The organism is Marinobacter salicampi, assembly GCF_011074795.1.
GTDB lineage: Bacteria > Pseudomonadota > Gammaproteobacteria > Pseudomonadales > Oleiphilaceae > Marinobacter > Marinobacter salicampi.
In genome coordinates this window covers 374,320-399,585 of record NZ_JAAMPF010000012.1, presented here as the reverse complement: position 1 = coordinate 399,585, position 25,266 = coordinate 374,320, and the positions used below count along the sequence as shown (strand labels likewise).

General features: G+C 57.9%; 24 protein-coding genes. 19 read left to right on the top strand and 5 right to left on the bottom strand.

The window, feature by feature from the left end; translation table 11 throughout:
* Positions 1-8: 8 nt before the first annotated feature.
* The 4 genes from G7W63_RS06550 to G7W63_RS06535 all read left to right on the top strand — a co-directional run bounded on the left by G7W63_RS06550 (position 9) and on the right by G7W63_RS06535 (position 4,826).
* A complete protein-coding gene (locus tag G7W63_RS06550) occupies positions 9-2,204 on the top strand; it encodes an OsmC domain/YcaO domain-containing protein (protein ID WP_166254935.1) in 2,196 nt (731 codons plus the stop codon).
* Between the two features lie 108 nt (positions 2,205-2,312).
* The gene (locus G7W63_RS06545; RefSeq protein ID WP_242634333.1) at positions 2,313-3,212 is read left to right on the top strand and encodes a fatty acid desaturase family protein; all 900 of its coding nucleotides are present in this window, start codon (positions 2,313-2,315) and stop codon (positions 3,210-3,212) included.
* Positions 3,213-3,350: 138 nt separating this feature from the next.
* On the top strand, positions 3,351-4,388 hold the full coding sequence (locus G7W63_RS06540; RefSeq protein ID WP_166254932.1) for a CNNM domain-containing protein: 1,038 nt from the start codon (positions 3,351-3,353) through the stop codon (positions 4,386-4,388).
* A gap of 183 nt (positions 4,389-4,571) precedes the next feature.
* Entirely contained in the window at positions 4,572-4,826 is a 255-nt protein-coding gene (locus G7W63_RS06535; RefSeq protein ID WP_166254929.1) for an SHOCT domain-containing protein, read from the top strand.
* Between the two features lie 90 nt (positions 4,827-4,916).
* Here G7W63_RS06535 and G7W63_RS06530 read toward each other — a convergent pair whose 3' ends face one another.
* The gene (locus G7W63_RS06530; RefSeq protein WP_166254926.1) at positions 4,917-5,543 is read right to left on the bottom strand and encodes a Crp/Fnr family transcriptional regulator; all 627 of its coding nucleotides are present in this window, start codon (positions 5,541-5,543) and stop codon (positions 4,917-4,919) included.
* A 92-nt stretch (positions 5,544-5,635) separates the two neighbouring features.
* Here G7W63_RS06530 and G7W63_RS06525 point away from each other — a divergent pair, with 92 nt between their 5' ends.
* Both G7W63_RS06525 and G7W63_RS06520 read left to right on the top strand, forming a co-directional pair.
* Positions 5,636-5,833 carry a YgaP family membrane protein gene (locus tag G7W63_RS06525; protein WP_166255127.1) on the top strand — a complete coding sequence of 66 codons (198 nt, stop codon included), beginning with the start codon at positions 5,636-5,638 and terminating at the stop codon, positions 5,831-5,833.
* 16 nt (positions 5,834-5,849) lie between these two features.
* Positions 5,850-6,296: a DsrE family protein gene (locus tag G7W63_RS06520; RefSeq protein WP_166254923.1), complete on the top strand. Its 447-nt coding sequence runs from the start codon at positions 5,850-5,852 to the stop codon at positions 6,294-6,296.
* A gap of 72 nt (positions 6,297-6,368) precedes the next feature.
* Here the strand turns inward: G7W63_RS06520 and G7W63_RS06515 are convergent, their stop codons facing one another.
* Positions 6,369-6,911 (bottom strand): rhodanese-like domain-containing protein, encoded by a 543-nt coding sequence (locus tag G7W63_RS06515; RefSeq protein ID WP_166254920.1) that lies wholly within the window; start codon positions 6,909-6,911, stop codon positions 6,369-6,371.
* Between the two features lie 310 nt (positions 6,912-7,221).
* Here G7W63_RS06515 and G7W63_RS06510 point away from each other — a divergent pair, with 310 nt between their 5' ends.
* The gene (locus G7W63_RS06510) at positions 7,222-8,127 is read left to right on the top strand and encodes an EamA family transporter (RefSeq protein WP_166254917.1); all 906 of its coding nucleotides are present in this window, start codon (positions 7,222-7,224) and stop codon (positions 8,125-8,127) included.
* Positions 8,128-8,164: 37 nt separating this feature from the next.
* Here the strand turns inward: G7W63_RS06510 and glgP are convergent, their stop codons facing one another.
* Both glgP and glgA read right to left on the bottom strand, forming a co-directional pair.
* A complete protein-coding gene (gene glgP / locus G7W63_RS06505; RefSeq protein WP_166254914.1) occupies positions 8,165-10,702 on the bottom strand; it encodes an alpha-glucan family phosphorylase in 2,538 nt (845 codons plus the stop codon).
* A gap of 1 nt (position 10,703) precedes the next feature.
* Positions 10,704-12,167: a glycogen synthase GlgA gene (glgA, locus tag G7W63_RS06500; RefSeq protein WP_166254911.1), complete on the bottom strand. Its 1,464-nt coding sequence runs from the start codon at positions 12,165-12,167 to the stop codon at positions 10,704-10,706.
* Between the two features lie 565 nt (positions 12,168-12,732).
* Here glgA and G7W63_RS06495 point away from each other — a divergent pair.
* From G7W63_RS06495 to G7W63_RS06470, 6 genes are all read left to right on the top strand, one after another.
* The gene (locus tag G7W63_RS06495; protein ID WP_166254908.1) at positions 12,733-13,092 is read left to right on the top strand and encodes a PilZ domain-containing protein; all 360 of its coding nucleotides are present in this window, start codon (positions 12,733-12,735) and stop codon (positions 13,090-13,092) included.
* A gap of 414 nt (positions 13,093-13,506) precedes the next feature.
* A complete protein-coding gene (locus G7W63_RS06490) occupies positions 13,507-14,850 on the top strand; it encodes a diguanylate cyclase domain-containing protein (RefSeq protein WP_166254905.1) in 1,344 nt (447 codons plus the stop codon).
* A gap of 170 nt (positions 14,851-15,020) precedes the next feature.
* Positions 15,021-16,214 (top strand): glycine betaine/L-proline ABC transporter ATP-binding protein ProV, encoded by a 1,194-nt coding sequence (gene proV, locus G7W63_RS06485; RefSeq protein WP_166254902.1) that lies wholly within the window; start codon positions 15,021-15,023, stop codon positions 16,212-16,214.
* A complete protein-coding gene (proW, locus tag G7W63_RS06480) occupies positions 16,211-17,350 on the top strand; it encodes a glycine betaine/L-proline ABC transporter permease ProW (RefSeq protein WP_166254899.1) in 1,140 nt (379 codons plus the stop codon). The genes proV and proW overlap by 4 nt, the downstream gene beginning before the upstream one ends.
* A complete protein-coding gene (proX, locus tag G7W63_RS06475) occupies positions 17,347-18,357 on the top strand; it encodes a glycine betaine/L-proline ABC transporter substrate-binding protein ProX (RefSeq protein ID WP_242634331.1) in 1,011 nt (336 codons plus the stop codon). The genes proW and proX overlap by 4 nt, the downstream gene beginning before the upstream one ends.
* Before the next feature lie 286 nt (positions 18,358-18,643).
* Positions 18,644-19,042 carry a nuclear transport factor 2-like protein gene (locus G7W63_RS06470; RefSeq protein WP_166254896.1) on the top strand — a complete coding sequence of 133 codons (399 nt, stop codon included), beginning with the start codon at positions 18,644-18,646 and terminating at the stop codon, positions 19,040-19,042.
* 24 nt (positions 19,043-19,066) lie between these two features.
* Here the strand turns inward: G7W63_RS06470 and G7W63_RS06465 are convergent, their stop codons facing one another.
* On the bottom strand, positions 19,067-19,306 hold the full coding sequence (locus G7W63_RS06465) for a hypothetical protein (protein WP_166254893.1): 240 nt from the start codon (positions 19,304-19,306) through the stop codon (positions 19,067-19,069).
* Between the two features lie 157 nt (positions 19,307-19,463).
* Between G7W63_RS06465 and G7W63_RS06460 the strand changes: the two genes are divergently transcribed.
* The 6 genes from G7W63_RS06460 (at position 19,464) to G7W63_RS06435 (ending at position 25,171) form a co-directional block, all read left to right on the top strand.
* Positions 19,464-20,402 (top strand): LysR family transcriptional regulator, encoded by a 939-nt coding sequence (locus G7W63_RS06460; protein ID WP_166254890.1) that lies wholly within the window; start codon positions 19,464-19,466, stop codon positions 20,400-20,402.
* Positions 20,403-20,607: 205 nt separating this feature from the next.
* Positions 20,608-21,903 carry an ATP-grasp domain-containing protein gene (locus G7W63_RS06455; RefSeq protein ID WP_166254887.1) on the top strand — a complete coding sequence of 432 codons (1,296 nt, stop codon included), beginning with the start codon at positions 20,608-20,610 and terminating at the stop codon, positions 21,901-21,903.
* Positions 21,904-21,947: 44 nt separating this feature from the next.
* On the top strand, positions 21,948-23,981 hold the full coding sequence (locus G7W63_RS06450; protein ID WP_166254884.1) for a CocE/NonD family hydrolase: 2,034 nt from the start codon (positions 21,948-21,950) through the stop codon (positions 23,979-23,981).
* A gap of 56 nt (positions 23,982-24,037) precedes the next feature.
* Positions 24,038-24,457: a thiol-disulfide oxidoreductase DCC family protein gene (locus G7W63_RS06445; protein WP_166254881.1), complete on the top strand. Its 420-nt coding sequence runs from the start codon at positions 24,038-24,040 to the stop codon at positions 24,455-24,457.
* 98 nt (positions 24,458-24,555) lie between these two features.
* Positions 24,556-24,777, top strand: a complete 222-nt coding sequence (locus tag G7W63_RS06440; RefSeq protein ID WP_166254879.1) for an amphi-Trp domain-containing protein — start codon at positions 24,556-24,558, stop codon at positions 24,775-24,777.
* Positions 24,778-24,853: 76 nt separating this feature from the next.
* Positions 24,854-25,171: a TFIIB-type zinc ribbon-containing protein gene (locus tag G7W63_RS06435; RefSeq protein ID WP_166254876.1), complete on the top strand. Its 318-nt coding sequence runs from the start codon at positions 24,854-24,856 to the stop codon at positions 25,169-25,171.
* Positions 25,172-25,266: the final 95 nt, after the last annotated feature.

Below are 25,266 nucleotides of genomic sequence, written 5' to 3'. Positions count from 1 at the left end.
GCCTTGCAATGGAAATCAACGTCAACTTTCTCGACAACCTCAGACTGGAAGCGAAGTTTGACGACTTCTCCGTCCTCACCGACCAGCCCATCCGTTACAAGGGCGATGGCTCGGCACCCAGCCCCTTTGACTACTTCCTGGCATCCTCGGCGCTGTGTGCAGCCTATTTTGTGCGGGTCTACTGTCTGGCGCGGGGCATTTCCACCGACAATATCCGGCTGTCCCAGAATAATATCGTCGACCCGGAAAACCGCTACAACCAGATCTTCAAGATCCAGGTAGAGCTGCCGGAAGACATCTCCGACAAGGACCGGCAGGGCATCCTGCGCTCCATCGATCGCTGCACCGTCAAGAAGGTGGTGCAGACCGGGCCCACCTTCGAGATTGAGTCGGTGGACAGCCTGGATGAAGACGCCCAGGCCCTGCTGATGACCACCCCAGAAGCCGGCCATACCTACATCGAGGGCAAGGACCTGCCCCTGGAACAGACCATCGCCAACATGACCGCCATTCTGGCGAAGCTGGGCATGAAAATTGAGATCGCGTCCTGGCGCAACATCGTGCCCCACGTCTGGTCTCTGCACATTCGCGACGCGGCTTCGCCCATGTGCTTCACCAATGGCAAGGGGTCGACCAAGGAAAGCGCCCTGTGCTCGGCCCTGGGCGAGTTCATTGAGCGACTGAGCTGTAACTTTTTCTACAACGACCAGTATTTCGGTGAAGATATCGCCCACCGGGACTTCGTTCACTACCCGGACGAACAATGGTTCCAGCCAGGGCCGGAGGACGAGCTGCCTGAGGGCATCCTGGACGATCATTGCCTGTCCATCTACAACCCGGACGGGGAGCTGGCCGGCTCCAACCTGATCGACACCAACTCCGGCCGGGCGGATCGGGGCATCTGTTCGCTGCCGTTCGTGCGCCAGTCCGACGGCGAGGTGGTGTACTTCCCCTCCAACCTGATCGAGAACCTGTTTCTCAGCAATGGTATGAGCGCGGGCAACACACTGCCTGAAGCCCAGGTGCAATGCCTGTCGGAGATTTTCGAGCGGGCAGTGAAGAAGCAGATCATTGAAGAGGAAATCGCCCTGCCGGATGTGCCCCTGTCGGTGCTGGAAAAGTTTCCCAATATCCTGGAAGGCGTGCAGGCGCTGGAAAAGCAGGGCTTTCCCATACTGGTGAAGGACGCCTCACTGGGTGGTCAGTACCCTGTGGCCTGCGTCACCCTGATGAACCCGAAAACCGGGGGCGTCTTTGCCTCCTTCGGCGCCCACCCGAGCTTCGAGGTGGCCATGGAGCGCAGCCTGACGGAACTGATGCAGGGCCGCAGCTTTGAAGGACTGAACGATGTACCGCCGCCCACCTTCAACAGCCAGGCGGTGACCGAGCCCAACAACTACGTTGAGCACTTTATCGATTCTTCGGGGGTGGTTTCCTGGCGCTTCTTCAGTGCCCGGTCGGACTACCAATTCTGCCAATGGGATTTTTCTGGCACTAACCAGGAAGAGGCGGACAGCCTGTTCGGTATCCTCAGGGCGATGGGTAAAGAAGTCTACGTGTCGGTCCATGAAGATCTGGGTGCCCCGGTCTGCCGCATCCTGGTGCCTGGCTATTCGGAAGTCTACCCGGTGGAGGACCTGGTCTGGGACAACACCAACATGGCCCTGGACTACCGGGAAGACATTCTCAACCTTCACCGCCTTGATGAGGGGCAACTGACCGACCTCGTGGAGCGTCTGGAGGAAAGTCAGCTGGACAACTACATGAAGATCATCAACCTGATCGGTGTTGAGTTTGACGAAAACACCGTCTGGGGCCAGCTCACCATCCTTGAGCTGAAACTGATGATCTACCTGGCGCTGCAGCAGCATGAAGAAGCCCTTGATTCAGTGGACGCCTTCCTGCAGTTCAACGACAACACCGTGGAGCGCAACCTGTTCTACCAGGCCATGAACGCGGTGCTGGAAATTGAGCTGGACGGCGAGCTCGAGCTGAACGATTTCCTGTTCAACCTTCGTCGCATGTTCACAGAGCCGACCATGGAAACCGTACTGGGTGCAGTGAACGGCAGCCTTCGCTTCCCAGGTCTCACGCCAACCAACATGCAGCTCGACGGCCTGGACAGGCACCTGCGGCTGATTGAGAGCTATAAAAAGTTGCACGAGGTTCGGGCTGCTAATACTCGCCAGCCCTTGGCTGGCTGATATCCGGCACCAACTCTGGCGAGGCATCTGGCCCCTATACCCCTGGCTAGCGTGCCACGCGCTAATTAGACTGGGCTAGCTAACCATGCTTTCGCCAGAGGTTTATACGTGTCTCAGGATCTTGCTGTACTGAACAAACAGGCCATTTCCGCGGCCAAGAATCATATGGGGGATGTGGCCTGGCCCACCGTCATGCTTGTGGCGGTCGTGCTCACCGGGTTTGTGACGAACCTTTGGCTGTTCGCCAGCGGGGCGCTGTCTGTCTGGCTGGCTCTGCCTGTGCTTGGGGCTCTGACCTACCTAGCTTATACCCCTTTGCATGAGGCCGTGCATGGCAATATTCACGGCGGTCATGAACGGCTCAGGTGGCTGAACGATCTCTGCGGTTACCTGGTGGCGCCGCTGATTGCCATACCTTACGCTTCCCACCGCCACGAGCACTTCACCCACCACCGGTATACCAACCAGCCGGACAGGGACCCGGACTACATGGTCAGCGGCATGGGCAGGGGCCTGATACCCGCGGTCATCACGGTCATCCGGTTCCTCGGAGTCCAGAACAGCTTTTTTGCCCGGCAGCATTGGGCAACAGCATCAGTGAAGGACCGCACCATCTACTGCATGGAGGTGCTGGTTTCCCTGGGCTGGCGGGTAGTGTTCGTGGTGGCGGTGGACCTGCCCGGCACCCTCAGCGTCGTTGTTCTGGGCTATCTGTTTGGTGGCTTTTTCACCGCTTACTGGTTTGCCTACCGGCCCCACATTCCCTACCAGGAGCCGAAACGCTACCGCAACACCAACAGCCTGATCATGCCGAAATGGATGAAGCCGCTGGAGTGGTTCTGGATGGGCCAGAACCTGCACTCAATACACCATCTGTTTCCCCGTGTGCCGTTTTATCGGTACCACGGCCTGCATCGTGAAATCGAACCTATTCTGCGCGCCCATGGCACGCCGATCGTGGGCATTTTCAGCCGGCAGCCGATGGGGCCTAGCGCTGCTCGCCTTTGACCAGTAAAAACCGTTGACCGAAGGCAAGCAAAAGCGGGCCGGCTTTTTGTAACTGGCGAGCCTTTCCGGTCAGGGGCCCCATTTCCGTACCAAAGGAAGTTGGTATAATACAGACCTGTTCCCCAAATCAAGGTACGTATGAGTCTCCTGATCGCGTTCGCGGTTCTTTCTATCGCCTTTTCATTTCTTTGCTCAATTCTTGAAGCAGCGCTTCTATCGGTAACCCCAAGCTATGTAGCCTCGCTGAAAAAAGACAAGCCTTCCCTGTTTCAGCGTCTACGCAAGCTCAAGGATGATATCGAGGATCCACTTGCTGCTATCTTGACTCTTAACACGGTCGCTCATACCGCGGGCGCGACAGGCGTCGGTGCGCAGGTGGCGGTGCTGTTTGGCGAAGCCTGGCTGGGTGCGGCTTCGGCAATAATGACACTGGCGATTCTGTTCTTCTCGGAGATCATACCCAAGACCATCGGTGCAAAATATTGGCGCGCCATAGCGCCCTATTTGCCCGGCGTGCTCGGCTTCCTGGTGAAAAGTCTGCTTCCCTTCGTTTGGCTGTCGAAGCAGGTGACCCGGCGACTTACGCCCGGCGAGGATGAAACCGACATCCGGGCCGAGATCAGTGCCCTGGTGGAAATCGGGCGTGACCAGCAGGCCCTGGATGAGGACGAGCGCCGCATGATTCAGAACGTCCTGCGTTTCCACGAGATCAAGGTGAGCGGGGTAATGACCCCGAGAACCGTCTGCAAGACCATCAGGCCTGATACCACGGTGGAGGAATTCCGTAATCTGGTGACGTCACTGCCCTTCTCGCGCTATCCGGTGATCGACGAGGACGACGAGGCCTGGGGCTACATCCACAAGTCCGACCTGCTCACCATTGATGAAGACGCCAACCTCATGGACCACTTGCGGCCGGCCAAGCGGGTCAAGGGCACCACCAACATCGAGTTTCTGTTCGCGGAAATGCTTCGCGAGCGCCAGCACATGGTGCTTGTTTATGATGAGCTGGGCACCTGGCTTGGTATTGTCACTCTCGAGGATATCATGGAGACTCTGTTGGGCACCGAGATCATGGATGAGACTGACAATGTCTCCAACCTGCGTAAATTCGCCAAGCAGCGCTGGAGCAGAAAGCTGCGGCACGGCAGGTCGGGGGTCAGGTCGGGCAGGTAAAACTGGCGATGTCGATCGAGTGCCCGGTGAGCTTGACAACCCGGAGCGATATATCGAGTCCGGTCGAACACTACGTGCAGCCGGGCTCATTGGTCGAGACCTAACGACAAGCGCGGCTGTTCACTCTAAGGTAATGCATAGTTGACGGTCGATTGAGCTCAGCAAATCTGTCAGGAGGCATACATGGGACCGGAACATTATGGATGGGGTGGCTGGTGGGTGTTTCCCTTTCTCATGCCCCTGGTGATGATAACGGCGTTTGTGGTCCTACTCTACTTCATATTCGGCCGTGGCGGGTCGAGTAGACCCTGGGGAAACGATTCGGACAGCGCGGTGAACTCCAGGGAAACTGCGCTCGATATTGTCCGGAAACGCTATGCCAGGGGCGAGATAAGCCGGGATGAGTTTGAGCAAATAAAAAAGGACTTGGAGAGCTGATAGGCTCACCACGTAGCGCCTGTACCTCGACCTCTCCCTGGTGGTAGGTTTTGGTCAGTCCCACGGTATGGAATACCTGCTTCCCTGTTTCTACAGGCACTGTATACGCCCCCGGCCAAGCACAACGCGCCCCTGCCGCTCCAGTTCTTTCAGCAGGCGGCTGACCACTTCACGGGCGGTGCCCAGTTCCACCGCCAGTTCCTGATGGGTAATGCAGATCGCCCCCTGTTTCGCCCGGCTGCCCAGCCATTCTTCCAGGCGTTCGTCCATGCGGCGGAACGCTACTTCCTCCACAAGCAGCATAAGGTCGTCGAGCCGGCGGCCGTAGGACACCATGATGCCGGCCCGGAACTCGGCCGATACAGCCATCATCTGATCAAAAAGGGGACGAGGCACCATAATGGCCTCGGCAGGCTCTTCCACCACCGCCTCAGCCCGATAGCCGTGGCCGGACATCAGGCAGCCGATGGACAAGGTGCATATTTCACTGGCTCCCATGCGGTACAGCACTATGCCGTGCCCGGAGGCCCCGGTCATCTGAACTTTTACGGAGCCAGTGACCACCAGGGGCAGACCTGAACAGGGATCGCCAGGTCGGAAAATGACTGTTCCAGGCGGTAAAGACAGCAACGTCAGCGTGGTCTCTGCCTCTTGCCTTATCTGCGCGGGCAAGACCTCGAGAATAGGGTGTTTCAGCGTCTGGTCGTTTTTGCTCATTTACAGACTCCCTGTGTGACTTAGTCACTGAGTGCTTTGTCGCAGGCTCCTAAAGTAAAAGCACCCCTCATAATCCTATAGGAGAGAAGATGATGAGCCGCAATATGGGGACCGTAGACCGAACCGTTCGAGCCATTCTGGGCCTGGTGCTTATCGCCCTTGTGTTTATCGGCCCACAAACTGCCTGGGGCTGGTTAGGCGTTATACCGCTGGCCACTGCAGTGGTTGGCCTTTGTCCAGCCTACTCCCTGCTGGGCATAAAAACCTGCAAAGCAAAACCAACCCGTTAACCCAGGAGATCAAGCCATGATTAGATTAACCACTCGCTTATTGTTAGCCACATTGGTGGCGTTGTCCCTGACGACGCATGTGCTTGCCGAGAATGATCAACAGACAGTCGAGAAGGTGCTGGTAATTCTTTCCGACGACTCCCTGCAAACCCAGGGAATGGCCATGGTGCTAAGTAATACGATGTCCGACCAGGGGGCAGAGGTAAACGTTCTACTGTGCGACAGCGCTGGCGATCTCGCGCTCAGCTCTTACGAGGCCGAGGCCCTGAAGCCTAAAGATCTTACGCCTGGTCAGATGCTGCGACGCCTGATGAAGGAGGGCGCCAGTGTGAGCGTTTGCGCGTTGTATCTGCCTAACAGCGAGCACACCAAGGATGACTTGCTTGACGGCGTCAATGTGGCCACACCCCCAGATATGGCCGCACAAATGCTGGACCCTGGCTACCGAGTGTTCAGCTTCTGACAGTGCAATAAGCCCAGGCGGGGACAACAGAGGATGGCCCCGCCAGGCCTGCCTTACATGTCGGTCATCCCATCAGGGCTGGTAGATCTTGTCCGGATTGATCGAGCCGGACCAGGGCAGGTCTGAGTTCATCCAGCCGTTCACGACTCTCATCCCCTTCTGGTCACCTTCTTTCGCTTTGTCGCCCTGAAAGCCCGTCTCTACATAGTTCACGTTAGTGAAACCGTGCTCCATCAGGTACTCGGCGCTGGGCTTGCCGCGGGTAGCGCCGGAGCGACACATAGTGATGACGAGCGCATCCTTGTCCAGCCCCTTGTCATGCAGTGCCTTCTCAACACCTGACACAAAATCCGGGTTGGTCTTCATCGCAAACTGCTTTTTCTGTTCAATAAATTCGTGGCGGTCGACAAGTTTGAAAGGAAGGTTGATATCGACGGCGTCCGTGAATCCGATAAACATGATTTCGACGGGATCCCGCACATCAACGAACAGAACCTCGTCCCCTTTATCCTGCAGTAATTGCCAGGTCTGCTCCGGGCTCAGCGGAGCCGCGTTCTCGGCAAAGGCTGCCGTGGCGAACGTACTCATTACGAGGCTCAAAACCAGATGTTTCATTGCAACCTCCGCATTGATTATCTTCATCCAAGGGACAGCGACGACATCGGGATGCTCCCGCGCTTCGTATATATATCTTATGAGCACAAGGTTATTCGTAATTTGATCTGTGGCAATAAACCAAGCAGATCCCATGGACGACAGAAGTTTGGGCTCCGGCGGCGAGCGCTGAGCCGTTATGCAGGTTTGCGCAGAGCCAGGCCAAAAAGTCACAATAGCTCGACTGAATTTATGAAAGGATTCCGAACTATGGGAGGTAAAGGATGACGACCGCAAGGACACAGCACGCGCCCGACACATACAGCAATCGATGAGCCTCAACGCCAGAACGGCAGCAACGAGCACCGCGCTTGTGGCACTGGCAGCTCTTTGCTGGGGGTTGTCCGGGGGAATAGGCGCCATCCTCATGGCTGAAAGCTGGAGCGCCTTTGTAGTCGCGTTCTACCGCGGAGGCATCGGGCTTCTGTTCGTCCTGATATGGCTGGCGGTTCGTCCTCGGGGCAGTGGCCTGACAGATCGCCGCCTGTGGTTCTGGTCGGTGATCGCGGGTTTGGGTGTAGCGGGTAACTTCTCATTCTATTTCATGAGCATCGCAGAGGGCAGTGTCGCTGTCGCGGCGACTCTGATGTATTGCGCTCCGGTGTTCGTCTATCTGGTGTCATTCGCACTCAAGCTGGAGAGTGCCACCCCGGTGAAGTGGATCGCCATCGCGATGGTGATGGTCGGGGTGGTGTTGCTGACGCGTATTTACGACATCGGTGCCGGCTCAGTGACGGGGATCGGTGTGGTAGCCGGGTTGCTTTCCGGATTGTCGTATGCAGTTTTCATCTTCGGCTTCAAGTACGCAGCCCCCCATGGCAGTCCACAGGCAATTCTTGCGATAGCGTTCGCCACGCTCGTTGCCGTGCTTGTCTGGCTGGTTGATAACGAGCAGATCGTGGCGGTACTGACCACTCCGAGTTGGCCCCTGTTCGTTGTGCTGGGCGTCCTTGGCGGGGGCATATCCTTCATTCTCTACATCGTTGGCCTGAACCATACTGCGCCGGCGGTGGCCTCAATTGTGGCCATGGTGGAACCGGTTACTGCCTCACTGTTTGGCTTTGTGGTGTTGAACCAGAATCTTGTGGGTCTGCAGATTTTCGGAATGGGCCTGATTCTGGTCACTGTTACAGCTTTGAGCGTTTATTCGAATGCGCGATCAGCTCGGTACGACTGACCCCGCTTTCGATACAAGCGGGGTTTGCACACACTACCTATACCCAAACCATGCAGCCCATCTCAAAAGGATGGGACAGCATGGGATGCCAGGGGTAGGCGCGAACCCGTAGAACCTGCTGGCCCGTGAACGGCGGCTCAAAGCCGGCTCTGAACAGACCATCCTCGTAACTGAGCTGGAGGATGGTGCGGTCCGGCTCCCTGCCCGGGTGGCGCGACTCGGACTCCACGACACACTCAACGCGCAGATCGTCGGCGTCCAGCCCCGGGTGCTCAACGGCCACTGAAAACGTTACTGGTTCGTCGCCATGGCAGTGGCCGGGCATTTTCCCGGCGACGCGGATGGTAACCTCTGGCCATGCTTCGCGAACTTTCTGTTTCCACTGCGACAGATTCTGGGCGGCCTCGTACCCATTGGCTGTCATTTTTGCCCGTTGCCCGACGGCGGGACGGTAAAAACGGGTGAGATAATCCATGACCATCCGCTCGGCATTGAATCTAGGCAATATGGACTTCATGGCTGCTTTTGATGCCGTTACCCACTTTTTCGGATAGTCCCGTCCGGCATGGTCAAAGTACAGTGGCAGGACCTCGTACTCGAGTATATCCAGCAGATCCTTGGCTTCCTCAAGGTTACGGTACGCCATGTCAAGCTCGGTATCTCTGGGTGTTATAGCCCAGCCATTATCGCCCTCATAACCTTCGCCCCACCAGCCATCCAGTACGCTCAGGTTCAGTGCGCCATTGATCGCGGCTTTCTGGCCCGAGGTGCCGCAGGCTTCCATAGGGTACTCCGGTGTGTTCAGCCAGACATCCACCCCCGCCAGCAGCTGGCGGGCCATGGCCTGGTCATAGCCCTCAAGCAGCAATACCCGGCCGATGAATTGCGGGCTCTGTGACAGTTCGTGGATTACCTTGATCAGTTGCTGCCCGGGTTTGTCCCTGGGATGGGCCTTGCCTGCAAAAATCACCAGGACTGGACGGTCCGGGTCCCCTATCAGCCGCTCCAGGCGCGCCGGGTCGGAAAATAGCAGGGTCGCCCGCTTGTAAGTTGCGAAACGACGTGCAAAGCCGATTACCAGCAGGTCGCGGTCGGGTTTGCATAGAGCTGCTGTGGTGCGACGAGTCGTTGCCACGCTGGTACCGTTGCGACGGTGCTGGCGTTCAACGTGACGCCGGACATAATCAAGCATCTGTTGCTTGAGCGTCTTGTGGACGCTCCAGTAGTGATAGTCAGGCACCCGGTCGAGGAAATCCCAGAAGCGGACGTTACGCAGCTCTTCCCGCCAGTTCGGGGCCTGCATGTCAAACAGGTTGGACCACTCCCGGGCCAGGAAGGTAGGCACGTGCACGCCGTTGGTGATGTAGGTGATGGGGTTGTCCTCTGGCGGGACCTGGGGCCAGAGATCTGCCTCCATGGCAGCGGCGACGGTGCCGTGGAGGCGGCTTACGCCGTTGTGATAACGGGACCCCCGCAGGCCAAGCAGAGTCATATTGAAGGTCTGACCACCGGGAATTGTCCCCAGTTGGAACAGAGCTTCGAAGCTGATGCCGAGCCTGTCGCCGAGGCCAAAAAGATACTTGCGAAAAAGCTCAATATGGAAAATATCGTGTCCGGCCGGCACCGGGGTGTGGGTTGTGAATAGAGTGGATGAGGCCACGACCTCCAATGCTGCTTCGAAAGACAGGCCACTTTCGACGAACTCTGCGCAGCGCTCGAGAATCAGGAAAGCCGCATGGCCCTCGTTGATGTGCCAGACCGTGGGTGCCAACCCCAGGGCGAGCAGGGCGCGCACGCCGCCAATGCCCAGAACAAGCTCCTGCTGGATGCGGGTTTCCTCATCGCCACCGTAAAGCTGCAGGGTGATGCGACGGTCTTCTTCGCTGTTGCCATCGACGCAGGTATCCAGCAGGTATAGCGGGTTATTTCCCGCCATCGCCTCCCACACGCCGACCCGGATAATGCGTCCCGGCAGCGGCACCTCGACGATAAGGTGCTCACCGGCATCAGTTAATGCGGGACTGACAGGAAGGTCATCGCCGGAATGACGATGCCATCGGACCTGCTGGCTGCCCTCGCCATCAATACTTTGGATGAAGAAGCCTTCCTGGTAGAGCAGGCCCACAGCCACGAAGGGCAAGCCCAGGTCGCTGGCGGCCTTGCAATGGTCTGCGGCCAGGATGCCCAGCCCACCGGAATAGATGGGAAAGCTCTCGTGAAATCCGAACTCGGCTGAAAAATAGGCCACAAGATCCGACCCGGGGTCAATCTGATCGAGCACTTCGGGTCTGGGCGCAAGAACACGGTAGGCGTCGTAAACGCCTAATACCCGGTTGAGGTCTGCGAGGTAGTTTCGGTCCGTACTGGCGTGGTCGAGCTTTTCCTGGGAGATTCGTCGCAGAAAAATCCGGGGGTTGTGTCCACACAAGCGCCACAGGTCCGGATCGAGGCGTGAGAACAGATGGCGGACGTCGTGGTTCCAGCTGTATAAAAGGTTTCCGGCCAGTTCGTTGAGCCTGGTGAGTGCTTGTGGTAAACGTGAACGAACCTCGAGTTCAAAAGGTGTGCCGGGCATGTCAGTTCCTCTTATTCAGGGTCCGGTTATGCAGGGACCGGTAAATATCAAGATACTGCTCAGCGCTTCGGCGCCATGAGAAATCCTGGCTCATACCGTTAAACATCATGCGCTGCCAGTGCTGCGGTTGCCGGTAGAGGGCCAGTGCCCGGGTCAGGGCGTGCCAGCATTCAGCAGCGGAATCGCTGCCGAAGACAAAGCCGGTGCCCCGTTCCAGGCCGTCAAATTCGGGGTCCCGTACGGTATCGTGCAGGCCGCCGACGTCATGTACTACGGGCAGGGTGCCATAGCGCATGCTGTACATCTGGTTCAGGCCGCAGGGTTCGAAGCGGGAGGGCATCAGAAAGATATCGGCGCCGGCGGTGATCCGGTGCGCCAGTGCCTCGTCATATCCCAGCGACACGGCTACCCGCGAGGAATGTTGCAGAGCTTTGCTGGCGAGGGCCTGTTCCGCTGCCCGGTCACCGGAGCCCAGCAACACCACCTGGCAGCCGGCGGCCACCAGCCTGGGAATCATATCTTCAATCAGATCGACACCTTTCTGCTCCACCAGTCTCCCCACAAAGCCCACCAGCGGTGTATCTGGCTCACAGGCCAGACCGGTTGTCTGTTGCAGGTCGGCCTTGCAAAGGGCCTTGCCATTAAGGCGCCCGGCATCGTAGGTCATGAAGAGGTAGGGGTCGTGGGCAGGATCCCATTGCCGTTCGTCTATCCCGTTAACGATACCCCTCAGCCGGTCACCCCGATGCCTGAGCAGTCCCTCAAGTCCGTAGCCCATAGGCGGCTGCTGGATTTCCTCGGCGTAGCGCGGGCTCACGGTGGTGAGCTGGTCACCGTAGACCAGACCACCCTTGATGAGTGACAGGCGGCCATGGAACTCAAGGGCATCCGGATGCCACAGCTCGCCGGGGAGAGCCAGTCGATCGAAGGTGTCCCGGGAAAAGAGCCCGGCGTAGGCCAGATTATGTACGGTGAAGACGGTGGGCGGTGAGCCGGGAGTCATGCTGAGCAGAACCGGAATCAGGCCGGTCTGCCAGTCGTTGCAGTGGACGATATCGGGCCGCCCGGACCCCAGCGGTGACTCTGCCGTCGCCAGCCTCCTGGCTACCTCGGCAAACAATCGGAAACGCCAGGCATTGTCCTCCCAGTCACGTCCGGTTATATCCTGGTAGGGGCCGCCCTGGCGATCGAATATTCCGGGTATATCCACCAGCCAGACACTAACCTCGGTGCCCGGAAGGGTAGTAGCCCAGAGGGTGACCGGGTAGTCCATGATGAAAAGGTCTGTCAGGATACGGGCACCCTGCTCGCGGGCCTGCTCGAGCACCGGCAGGTAGCCGGGCAGCAGCACAGTGAGCGAATGTCCCATGCTGGCGAGACTGCTGGGGAGCGCTGCCGACACATCGGCAAGGCCCCCGGTCTTGATCAGTGGGTAGAGCTCACTGGTCGCGAAGAGGATCCGCATCAGGCTGACCCTTGTGCGCCAGGCTTTTTTTGCGGCACCTCCGCTTGCGTGTTTCCGATCCCTGGAACCATGGCCTTTCCTCCGGAGCTTTCCTTGCTACATTACAATTAACAAGACCCTGAATTAGTGATCTAAGGCAAGTTTAGGCTGAATCCGGTGCTCAGGACAATGACGCCGTGATGGGCTCTTGCGCTACCCCTATTTCACCTCCTGTGATCCTCTGGCAGGGCTTCGCTTTCAGGTGAATCGAAGCCCGCGACCAAGCTGATCTGATTCCCGGTTCACGTCGATTTAAGGGGTGACAAACTTCTGGCCTTTTTTTGACTCAGGTTAATCCACGACCTGATGAACAGGGTTATTCTTATAGAAGAGGCAGGCGAAATCCTGGTTTGTAGAGGCGTTTATGGCGGCTTTATAGAAGGAATCGTGGGCCTCAATTCACGATGTGCCGATTGGTCGTTTGTGTTTTATCGCTTGAAAGTGAATAGCAATAGTCGGTGTGGATATCAGATTTTGATAGGCCAATAACCACACATCCTGTTGAGCAGCAGGTAAGGATAAAGCAATGGAACATCGACTCAGCCAACGACTCCCGGTTGGTAAAAGCCTTCTGGTCTATAAACGCGGCCTTCCCATAGCGACGGGCAGGCTTCGGGATGTGAGCAAGCGCGGCATGTTTATGGTCACCGATTTTGCCGAGGTGGGCTTGCACCAGAAACTGGAAGTCGAATTCCGGGTTCCGGAAAAAGATCGCGATGTGCCCCGACGCATCGCCGCCGTGGTGGTACGCAAAACCGACGAAGGCCTGGCGATGGAGTTTGAACACGACAGTGAAAGCGAGGTGGACAATCCCGGTATTCAGGCCTTACTGGATGCCCAATCTGGTAGTGTCGACCGGACATTCCGAGATGTCTTTGCAGTCTAGGGACCATGCCGTCGGCGCGGTCTGACCATCCTGTTCGTGGCCGGCCCCAAGCTGGTCATCGAACTCGCCCCACTCCAGAACGTTCAGAAGGGCCCTGTTTCCTGCAGGGCTCCGTTCACAAGAGTTTCAGTCAACATCCCAAAACAGGCCTTTCCTGTATCGCTTGCTATTGACGGATGTGACTGCAGTCAACGCCACGCGTCATGTAAGGCAATCCCTGGCACCCGACATGCCCAAAGCTTCATCTTCTGAAGTGACTAGCCGTGTTAGGGTAACGCCGGGGTTCCGGATCACGGAAGATACTGCTTCAGCTTGCTGAGTATGGCCGAAGAAACAGTGACGACACAGGGCGTGGGCCCAAAGCCTCTCCCGATCCCTTCTGTGCTTATCCAGGCCAACACATGCAGGTGAATAATGCGATTAGCTGATTTTATTCGGGCTGAAATAGAGCCGATTCTTCAGGACTGGGAGGAGTTTGCCGAAACCCTTCTTCATGCCAGACGTATGGACAAGACCGGGCTGCGTGATCACGCCAGGGACATGCTCCTCGAGATTGCTGACGATCTCGATTCCGATCAGAGTGAGTCAGAGCAGGTGGCCAAATCCCGGGGGCATGAGCCGAAGGATGAGGAGATATCCTGGGCAGAGGTGCACGGCGGGGACCGGCAGACCAGCGGCTTCAGCGTCAATGAGACGGTATCCGAGTTCCGTGCCCTGCGTGCCAGCGTGGTCTCCCAATGGACCAAGGCATCACCAACAATTGCCCGCCAGCAGCTTGAGGAGTTGACCCGCTTCCACGAAGCCATCGACCAGGCTGTTGCTGAATCCCTTGAACAGTACGCCACAGTCAAGGAGATGGAAACGCGGCTGTTCGGCGCCATCCTGGTAGCCTCCCCCGACCCGATCTACGTGCTGGATCTCGAGGGCCGCTTTGTCTATGCCAACAAGGCGACAGCGGACCTGTTCGCCCTGAAGCGCGAGGAGATCATGGGCAAGTCTACCTTTGATCTTGGCTTCTCATTTGCGTCGGACTTCCAGCGCAATCTGGAAAAAGTGGTTGCCGAGCACGCAACCTATCGCGGCAAATTCGTTCATACCTTCGCCTCGGGTCACGGGGAAAAGTTCGAGTACCTGCTGGCCCCGGTACTGGACCAGTACAGCAACACTGAAGCTACCGTCTGTATCGCGCGGGACATCACGGCACAGGCGCTGGCAGAAGAGCAGATATGGCATAACGCACACCATGATCTTCTGACTGGCCTGCCTAACCGTCGCCTGTTCCTGGATCGTCTGGAGCAGGAAACAAAACACGCAAAGCGCAGCAGTTTGCCCCTGGCGGTACTCTTCATGGATCTGGATGGCTTCAAGGAGATCAACGATTCCCTGGGCCACGAGGCGGGCGACCGACTTCTGGTGGATGTGGCAGAGCGACTGACCGACTGTGTTCGGGAAGATGATACCGTTGCCCGGCTGGGTGGTGACGAATTCACCGTTATCCTCTCCGGTGCCAGGCAGCGCGAGCATGTCGAGTTGGTGGCCCGGACCATTATTGATGCCCTTGCGATGCCGTTTCAGATTGCCGAAAAGCCGGTCCGGATATCCGTCAGCATCGGTGCGACCTTTTTTCCCCAGGATGCCGCCTCTCCGGAGGACTTGTTGAACGCTGCCGATCAGGCCATGTACAAGGCCAAAAAATCCGGCTCCAACCGGCTCTGTTTTTATGAACCTGTTGAGAAGGTAACGGGCCTCTCAGCCTAGCCAGCCCGTTAAGGAAAGAAAGAGATTAACTGTCGGTTAAGCTGACTGACCCAGAGTCAACTGCCAGCCCGTATTCTGTCCTTGAGAGCTCCGTAAAAGATTACCGGTTTGACATGTGTCGCAGAAATGAGGAGGCTAAAGACACGCAGTAAAGCCACCGAGAGCCCTAGATGACGTACAAATTGTCCATCAGGAACGTGTACAAGATTTTCGGTGACGAGCCGGAAAAAGCCTTTCAGCTTCTCGAGCAGGGCCTGGATAAAGACGCCATTTTCGAGAAAACCGGCCAGACGGTCGGGGTTCAGGACGCCTCCTTCGATATCCGTGAGGGCGAGATCTTTGTCATCATGGGGCTGTCCGGCTCCGGCAAGTCCACCATGGTTCGCCTCCTGAACCGGCTGATTGATCCCACCTCCGGCAAGATCCTCTTTAACGACAAGGATATTGCCGCCATGTCGCCAGAGGCTTTGCGGGAAGTACGCCGCAAGCAGATCAGCATGGTGTTCCAGTCCTTCGCCCTGATGCCCCACCTGACCGTGCTCAGCAACGCGGCCTTCGGCCTTGAACTTGCGGGCATGCCGGTGGCCGAGCGGGAGGAAAGGGCGTTGTCGGCCCTGGCCCAGGTGGGGCTTGAGCCGGTGGCGAACAGCTACCCCGACGAGCTTTCCGGCGGTATGCAGCAGAGGGTAGGGCTGGCTCGCGCCCTTGCTAACGACCCTGAAGTCATGCTGATGGACGAGGCATTTTCCGCGCTGGATCCGCTTATCCGTACTGAAATGCAGGACGAGCTGCTCAAGTTGCAGGCCAAGTCCAAGCGCACGGTGGTGTTTATTTCCCACGACCTGGACGAGGCCATGAGAATCGGCGACCGCATTGCCATCATGCAGGGCGGCAAGGTGGTTCAGGTAGGCGCCCCCGATGAAATCCTCAAGAACCCGGCCAATGAATACGTGAAGTCGTTTTTTCGCAATGTGGACGTCACGTCCATCTTCACCGCCGCCGATATAGCCCGCAAGAAAGCAGTCACCATTATCGAGCGGGAAGGCGCCGGCCTGACCGCGGCCATCGAGCGGGTGCGCAGCAATGATCAGGATTATGGCTATGTGGTCACCTCCAGCCAGGCCTTCCGGGGCGTGGTTTCCATGGAATCCCTGCTGGATGCCCAACAACGGGGCGGTTCGGTCGCTGACGCTTTCCTCGAGACCCAGCCTCTGGAAGGCCATACACCACTCAGCCAGCTGATCGGCCAGGTGGCCGGCGCCGGTTTTCCCTTGCCCGTGGTTGCGGAGGATGGCCAGTACCTCGGCGTCGTATCCCGGGCCATTCTTCTCAAGGCATTGGATAGAGAAAAAGAGGCCGCATGACAGAATCCTCAAACCCGTGGGCAGATAACAGTAAGGAAGACCAAGGCAGCGGGGCCGAAGAGGGCTCCGACCTCTTCACGGACTCGGGCAAAACCGGCGAGCAGGCCGAGTCGGGCAGCAATCCCTGGGGTGGCTCCCGGTCTTCAGAATCACCGGAGGCCAGCGACAACAGCTGGCTGATAAGTGATGAGCCCATTCCCGAAGTACAGTTCGATATTCTGGAGCCCTTCGCCGAGGCCTGGATTCCGCTGGGCACTTGGGTCGATAGCGGCCTTGACTGGGTGGTGACCAATTTCCGGCCGGTATTCCAGGCCGTCCGGTGGCCGGTGGATGGGGTGTTAAGCGGCGTCGAGTCGGCCCTGCTGGCCACACCGTCCCTTGTCATTATCCTGATTTTCACACTTCTGGCCTGGCATATGGCCAGCCGCACGCTGGCCGTAGGTACACTGCTGTCTCTGGTGGCAGTGGGCGCTATCGGGGCCTGGCAGGAGGCCATGGTGACCCTCTCGCTGGTGCTGACCTCGGTCATCTTCTGCGTCGTGATCGGTCTGCCCACCGGGGTGTGGCTGGCGCGCAATGACCGCGTTGCAGCTACCATGCGTCCGGTTCTGGATGCCATGCAGACCACCCCCGCCTTCGTCTACCTGGTGCCCATCGTCATGCTGTTCGGTATTGGCAATGTGCCGGGGGTGGTAGTCACCATCATCTTTGCTTTGCCGCCGCTGATCCGGCTGACCAACCTGGGCATCCGGCAGGTGCCTTCGGATCTGGTGGAGGCTTCCCGTTCGTTTGGCGCAAGCCCACGGCAGTTGCTGTTCAAGGTTCAGTTGCCACTGGCCATGCCAACCATTATGGCTGGTGTAAACCAGACCCTGATGCTGGCTCTTTCCATGGTGGTGATAGCTTCAATGATTGCCGTCGGGGGACTTGGCCAGATGGTGCTTCGCGGCATCGGTCGACTGGACATGGGCCTGGCCACCGTTGGCGGCCTGAGCATCGTTCTGCTTGCCATCATTCTTGACCGTCTTACCCAGTCACTGGGTGAGAATTCACGTAGCCGGGGAACCCGAAACTGGTACGACCGCGGCCCAGCCGCACTTGTTCGAAAACTCATACCGAGGAGAACATCCCGATGAACACCTTTATGAATAAGTCACTGCTGTCCCTTGCGACAGCGACCCTCCTGACCACAAGCATTTCCCTCCAGGCCGCTGACAAGCCAGGTGAGGGTATCGAAGTGCAACCCCTCAAGAGCTCGATCGCGGAAGAAACCTTCCAGACACTGCTGGTGTCCCGGGCGCTTGAGGAGTTGGGCTACGAGGTTGGCGACATCAAGGAGATCGAATACGCCTCTGCCCATGTCGCCATTGCAAACGGCGACGGGACCTTTATGGCCGACCACTGGGATCCGCTGCACACCAACTTTTTTAATCGGGCGGGCGGTGAAGACAAGATCTACCGGGAAGGGGTCTATTCACCGGGTGCCCTGCAGGGCTACCTGATCGACAAGAAGACCGCTGAAAAGCACGGCATCACCAACATCGAACAATTCAAGGACCCCGAGATAGCGGCCCTGTTCGACACTGATGGCGACGGCACCGCTGACCTGACCGGCTGCACGCCGGGCTGGGGCTGTGAGGAAGTGATCGAGCACCACCTGGACGCCTATGAGCTCCGCGACAGCATCACCCACAACCAGGGCTCCTACTCCGCAATAATCGCCGACACCATTACCCGCTTCGAGCAGGGTGAATCGGTGTTCTATTACACCTGGACCCCATACTGGGTCAGCGGTGTCATGGTTCCCGGTGACGACGTAGTCTGGCTTGAAGTGCCGTTCTCATCACTGCCCGGCGATCGGGACGGCGTCGACACTGCCCTGGAAGATGGCACCAACTACGGCTTCCAGGCCAACGACCAGCGCATCATCGCCAACCAGGAATTTGCTGACAACAATCCGGAAGCGGCGAAGCTGTTCGCTATCATGAAACTGTCTGCCAACGACATCAGTGGCCAGAACCTTGCCATGCGCGACGGTCAGGACAGCGAGGAAGACATTCAGCGCCACACCGATCTCTGGATCGAAGCCAACCGTGACACCTTCGACGGCTGGCTGAAAGAAGCCCGCGCCGCCGGGGAGTAAGAATACCTGTCCGGCTCCGCCCTATGTGAGGGCGGGGCCGGCGGGATCTGTCAGCCTTCGTGTTGTCGCAAACAGCTTGATCCGCCCCTGTTTTTCTCAGGCTCCATCGCATTCGCCCCCGTTCGTCCTTGATTTGTCGGTAAGGTGGCAGAGTCGATAAATAATCCCCGGAAAACTTATTTTTCCCCGCGCATTTTTGATATACAGGTGGATGAGTTAGCAGCCCTCCCGGCATCCAAGTGTTCCGGGCGCCCAAAAACATCTCTTTACAGAATGGAGTCTATTAATGCAGCCAAAAGACATCGTGGCGCAGTTCATCGCTGACATTCATGACCAGCGTTTTGATGAGGCAAAGACCTTGCTGGTTGCTGAAGGCTTTGAATATGTCGGGCCCAACATGCATTTCCTCAGTCCCGACGACATGATGGCTTACCAGTTTGGCATGGCGGCTATCCAGAAAGACCTGATCGTCCGTCAGCTCGGCGCCGACGGCGAGCACGTGTTCGCGATCCTGGATTACCGGACCAACTTCGAACCGATCGGCGATGTGCGGCTTGCGGTCTGGTTCCGTGTCCGTGACGACAAGATCCAGACCGTCGAAGCCTTCTACAACGCGGCAGTGGTTGAAAACATGTTGGGGGGCAACCTGCCTTCTGCCAGCGATATCAAAGCCTCCGAATCATAGCGAGTGCTTTCATCCCCTGGCTTGTCAGTGCCGGCGCCGCAGATTCAGAAGGCGCCGTAGCATGCCCCGAACCACATCGCGCCGGGCCTGGCGCTGATCCTGCCTCACCTGCTCCAGGTTGATGCCACCCAGCCCATCCCGATACCTGTTCGGGATGGTGCCCTTGGGAGATCCGTCGACATTCCGTTCATCAACGACCGTGTCTGGCTGGCGGAACAAAGAGCTGTCGCCGTTACCGTAATGTGCTTCACCTGAAATCATCATGTATCTGACCTCCCTCATATTGCCCCTGGGACCCCAGGTGCATTGTCATTTCATGGGTTCAGGTACATGCTAATCCTGTTCTATACTGCAAGGTATTCCCTAAATATGAGTACAGACTTTGCAAAAACGAACAGGTATTCTCGCTGGAAATACGAACTTGAAGCCAGCCAGAACACGGAGTCATCTGGCATGGAATGACTTTGAGACCATTCTTGCGATAGCCACCTCAGGCTCTTTGTCCGGCGCCGCAAGGTCCCTGAGCGTCAGCCACGCGACGGTTTTTCGCCGGATAGGTGAGATCGAGCAGCGTCTGGGCGTTACTCTCTTCGAGAGGAGCCGCACCGGCTACCGGCCAACCCTGGCCGGGGAAGAGCTGGCTGAAACTGCCAGGATTATGGACGAGGCGGCCCTTGCAGCTGAACGTAAGGTCGCCGGCCGCGACCTGGAGCCCAGCGGAGAGATCTGGGCGACCACAACTGACTCTCTGCTGATGGGTCTTTTGGCGCCACTGTTTACAGAATTCCGGCATAAATACCCACGCATAGTGCTGGACGTTGCCGTATCCAACCAGTTGTTCAACCTCACTCGCAGGGAGGCCGATGTCGCCATTCGTCCGTCCAACCGGCCTCCTGAGAACCTCATCGGCCGGCCGCTGGCCACCATTGGTCAGGCCGTTTACGGCCACCGCAGCTTCGGTCTGAAACCGGGTGCCCCCATCGAAAGCCTGGCCGGCCAGCCCTGGATCGGCGCCGGCCCGCGCCTGCAGGACTCGGCCCTGGACCAGTGGATGGACACCAACCAGTTAAAAGAAGCCTGCGTCTACCGCGTCGATACCCTGGTCAGCATTCTCAGCGCTATCCGCTCTGGCATGGGGCTGGCGGTCATGCCCTGCTACCTGGCGGATGGAGAGCCAGACATCGTGCAACTCACAAGCCCCATCCCCGAACTGGAATACGGCCTGTGGTTTCTGATGCATCCGGACCTGCGTGGGGTTGTGAGGATCCATGCGTTGATGGACTTTCTGACTGAAGCCATCCGGGCCCAGAAACAGCGCCTTGCCGGCCCGCTACCAAGCCCCTCTCAGCTTGATCGATAAGATGGATGCGCCTGCCTTACTGCAAATTAGCCGCTGCAGAACCCTGAACGCGCCGGTCTGGTGACCGGTGCGTTTTTAATCCGGAAAATCGGCCGTTTCCAGAGCCCGGTTATCCTTGCTCATGGCCCGGGAATTTGTTTTTCTAGAGGAGCGGTATCAGGAACAGATGGTGTTCCGAAGGCCATGTTGACAGAAGGAGCCGTCCATGCCCTACAACGTCTTCGTCATCGGAATGGACAAGTTCGTCCAGGACCAGCTAGAAGGGCTGCCCCGGGCTCAGGAATTCCGTTTTCACCCGCTTCTCCCACTTGATGAGGTCGTACACACAGACGACTACGATATTCCCGGACTTCTGCAGCAGGCTGAGCAGACCCTGGATGAATTTACCGGTTCGGTCGATGCGATCGTCAGTGCGTGGGATTTTCCCTCCAGCACATTACTCCCACTCCTGCGGCAGCCCAGGGACTTGCCTGGTGCAAAGCTTGAGGCGGTTCTCAAGTGTGAGCACAAGTACTGGAGCCGTTGCCTGCAGGCAGACATTGCGCCTGAAACAGTGCCATCATTCGAACTGGTCAATCCCTTTGCGGATGACGCCATGGAGGCCATCCCGCTGGAGTTCCCGTTCTGGATAAAACCGGTGAAAGGCCATTCTTCCAAGCTTGGGTTCAGGATCAACGATGCTAAGGAATACTGCCAGGCGCTACAAAAGATCCGCCGCGGTATCGGCGCCATTGGCAAACCCTTCAACGAATTCCTCCAGCGGGCCGAGACGCCGGACTGGCTGGAGAAGGCTGATGGCTACACCTGTATCGCTGAGGCGATCATTCCCGAAGCGTACCAGTGCACCCTCGAAGGTTATGTATACAACGGTGAAACCCGGGTTTACGGCATCATCGACTCCATACATCATGAGCACTTCCGTTCAGTTTTCTCCCGCTACCAGTACCCTTCCCGGTTGCCGAAAAGTGTTACCGACCGGATGGTGGAGATCGCACGGAAACTGATGGCCGGGATTGGCTATGACAACGCTCCGTTCAACGTCGAGTTTTACTATGAGGAGGGCAACGACCGCCTCTGGCTGCTTGAGATCAACAGTCGCCTGTCGCGGTCCCATACGCCCCTGTTCGAACTGGTGGACGGGGCTTCCCATCTGCAGGTCATGGTTGATGTTGCGATCGGACTGGAGCCGCGGTTGCCTGAAGGCGAAGGGAGTTTCCGTCTGGCGGCCAAGTTCATGGAGCGCGAGTTTGAAGACAAGTGGGTGGAAGCTGTCCCTGAAGCGAAGGACATTGAGCGGGTGAAAACGGAATTGCCCGGCAGCCGGGTCGAGATCAAGGCCCGGCCAGGAGCACGGCTCTCGGATCTGCTCCATCGCGACTCCTACTCCTATGAGATCGCCGACCTATTTCTCGGCGCAGACAGCGAGGAGGAGCTCATGGAAAAGGAGCGGTTCTGTATTGATAACCTGCCGTTCCGGTTTTCGCCGGTGAACGAGTCCTGAGGTTCGTTCATCCCCGAATGCGGCAATAAAGGAGGTGGTGCAGCATGGAGGTCATCGACGACTTGCCCCATCGTTACCAGCGCGAGGATCCCCTGTGGATTCCCACGCGGGACGGGACCTGCCTGGCAGCCCGTGCCTGGCTTCCCGAGGGCGCCGAGCGGGCGCCCGTTCCCGCGATCCTGGAGTACATTCCCTACCGGCGCCGGGACGGCACCGTCCGCCGGGACACCACCATGCACCCTTACTTTGCCGGCCACGGCTATGCCGCCATACGGGTGGACTTACGGGGCAGCGGTGATTCCGAAGGTGTGCTGACCGACGAGTACCTGGAGCAGGAGCTGACCGACGGCGAAGATGTCCTCAAGTGGCTTGCAAGCCAGCCCTGGTGCGACGGTTCGGTGGGAGTCATTGGCATATCCTGGGGTGGCTTCAACGGTCTGCAGCTGGCTGCGCGCCAGCCACCTGAACTGAAGGCGATCGTGACCGCCTGCTCCACCGATGACCGCTATGCTGACGATGTGCACTACATGGGTGGCTGTGTTCTGGGCGATAACCTGTCCTGGGCGTCGACCATGTTCGCAATCAATTCCCTGCCGCCGGACCCGGACGTGGTCGGGAAGCGCTGGTACGATATGTGGCAGGATCGGCTGAAGAACAGCGGATTCTGGCTGGCCAAATGGATGCAGCATCAGCATCGTGACAGTTACTGGAAGCACGGCTCTGTGTGTGAGGATTTTTCCCGGATCCAGATACCGGTCATGGCCGCCAGTGGCTGGGCAGACGGCTATTCCAACGCCGTGTTTCGCCTCCTGAACCAGCTTGAAGTGCCTCGTCGTGGGTTTGTCGGACCCTGGAGCCATAAGTATCCGCACATGGGCGAGCCAGGGCCGGCGATGGATTTCCTCCATGAGTGTGTACGTTGGTGGGATCAGTGGCTGAAAGGGCATGATACAGGTGTTACTTCAGAGCCCATGCTGAACGCCTGGATGCAGGACAGCATACCCCCGACCACCCGCTACCGTCATCGTCCCGGTCGCTGGGTCGGAGAGCCGGCATGGCCATCGCCAGGGATACAGACCCGGCGGTTCCGGTTCAGCGGGGCCAAGCTCGTTTCGGTCGTTTCGGATGGAGCGAGGCCCGATAAAGACGCTGCCCGATCGGTCCAGTCTCCCTTAACCTGCGGTCTGTTTGCTGGCAAATGGTGCTCTTATGCCAAGGGGCCGGACCTTGCCCATGACCAGCGTGAAGACGACGGTGGTGCTCTGACGCTGGACAGTGATCCGCTAACCGAAACTCTGGAAATACTCGGCAGTCCCGAGGTGGAGCTGGAGCTGTCGGCAGACAGGCCGGTGGCCATGGTGGTTGCCCGGCTCTCGGATGTAGCACCGGATGACAAGGCGACAAGGGTGACCTATGGCCTTCTCAATCTTACCCATCGTGACAGCGACGAAAATCCGGCCGCACTTGAGCCTGGACGGCGTTACACAGTCAGCCTCAAGCTCAACGACATAGGCCATGTCTTTCCGATTGGCCACCGGCTGCGTGTGTCGCTTTCCACTTCCTATTGGCCCCTGGCCTGGCCACCGCCGGAGGCGGTCCGCCTGACCTTCTACGACCGGGGCAGCTGCCTTCATCTACCACGGCGTGAAGCAGAAGAAAGGGTAGGTAGCCATCCTCTGGACCGGCCAGTCGTTGGCACGGCACCGGAACCCGTCACAATGCTCGAGCCGGTTCACAACAATTGGTATGTCCATCGGGACCTGGCTACCGACCGCTCAACCCTGGAGGTGATAAACGACGATGGCACCTTTCGGGTTGATGACATCAACCTGGAGGTCACACGGCGCTCGGTGGAGCGTTATAGCTCCGTTGCTGATGACTTCGACTCTATTCGCGGGGAAACTGAATGGACCCTGGGGCTGCGACGTGACGGATGGGCCATAGAAACCTACACGCGTACAATCATGACATCGGACCAGGATAATTTCTTTCTACATGGCTACTTGGATGCCTACGAAGGGGAGCGCCGAATTTTCAGCGACTGCTGGGATTTTACCATTCCCCGCGACCTGGTCTGACCTTGGGGCGTCCGCTGGTGCTACCGGAAATGATGAGCCACAGAAACGGATTGCACATGGACACTCGCTATATTGTCATCTTTGATGGTGTCTGCAATTTCTGCAACGGCGCTGTGAATTTTATCATTGCACGGGACCCTGAGAAGCGGTTTGCGTTTGTGCCTGTTCAGTCGAAGCTGGCCCGGGAGCTCATGTCGAACCATGGCATAGAGCAGGGTAGTGAAGCGGGCGTGGACACCCTGGTTCTGATCAAGGAGGGGCGCTGCTACCTTCGCACCGACGCAGTACTGGAAATAACCCGGGACCTGGACGGCTTCTGGTGGCTGTTAAATGTCTTCCGCATTCTTCCCCGGGCTTTCCGTGATTGGTTTTACCGAGCCTTTGCCCGACGCCGCTACCGCCTGTTTGGTAAGAGGACGCAGGGCAGGGTGCTGTCACCGGATGAAAAGGACCGCTTTCCCGGAGACGGAACCTGACCCGCTTGTGCAAACCGGAGCCTGCTGGCAACGATTCGTTACATTTTTCCAGGATCTGCTAAGCTGAAATTCCCACCACAGTGAGCGTGATAAAAACCATGTCAAAGCCAGAAAGAGATATAGAAAAGGGTTACCCGAAGGCGGAATTTGTGGCCAAACTGCGTCGCCTTGCGGACGCTATTGAAAAGGGTGAGCGATTTGACATACAGATTGCAGGCGAACGTATTTATGTGCCTGTGAGGGCAGAGTTTACGGTTGAGCACGAACGGTCTGACGACGAGGAAGAGATTGAATTCCAGGTCAAATGGCAGCTTGAGTAGCTGCCCTTATAAATCCTCAAGTAGGCTTGTGTGAATCAGGCAAATTCAGAATTCGCGCATATCCGAGGGATGAAGCATGAAATGTCCGATCTGTATTGATGAGCATCTGGTTATGGCTGATCGTCAAGGCATAGAGATCGACTATTGCCCGAAGTGTCGGGGTGTCTGGCTTGACCGCGGTGAACTGGACAAGATAATCGAGCGTACGGCCGTCGCTGCGCCGCAAGCCCAGGCGCCGCAGCCGCAGCCACAGCCACAGGCGCACCAACACCAACCCCAGAGCCAGTATCCGCAGGGGCGGGGGGATTATCGTGAGCCGCCCCGGTACGCCGACAATCGTGGCTATCAAAAGAAGAAGAAAGGTGGTCTGTTAGGGGAGCTTTTTGATTTCTGAAAGCTAGTTATGCGACCGTTTCCCAAGCCTGAGGCCGCCTCTGCTTGCCATGGGAGAGGGCTCGCAGAGGGCCTGGGCGGAACACGCCAGGGCAA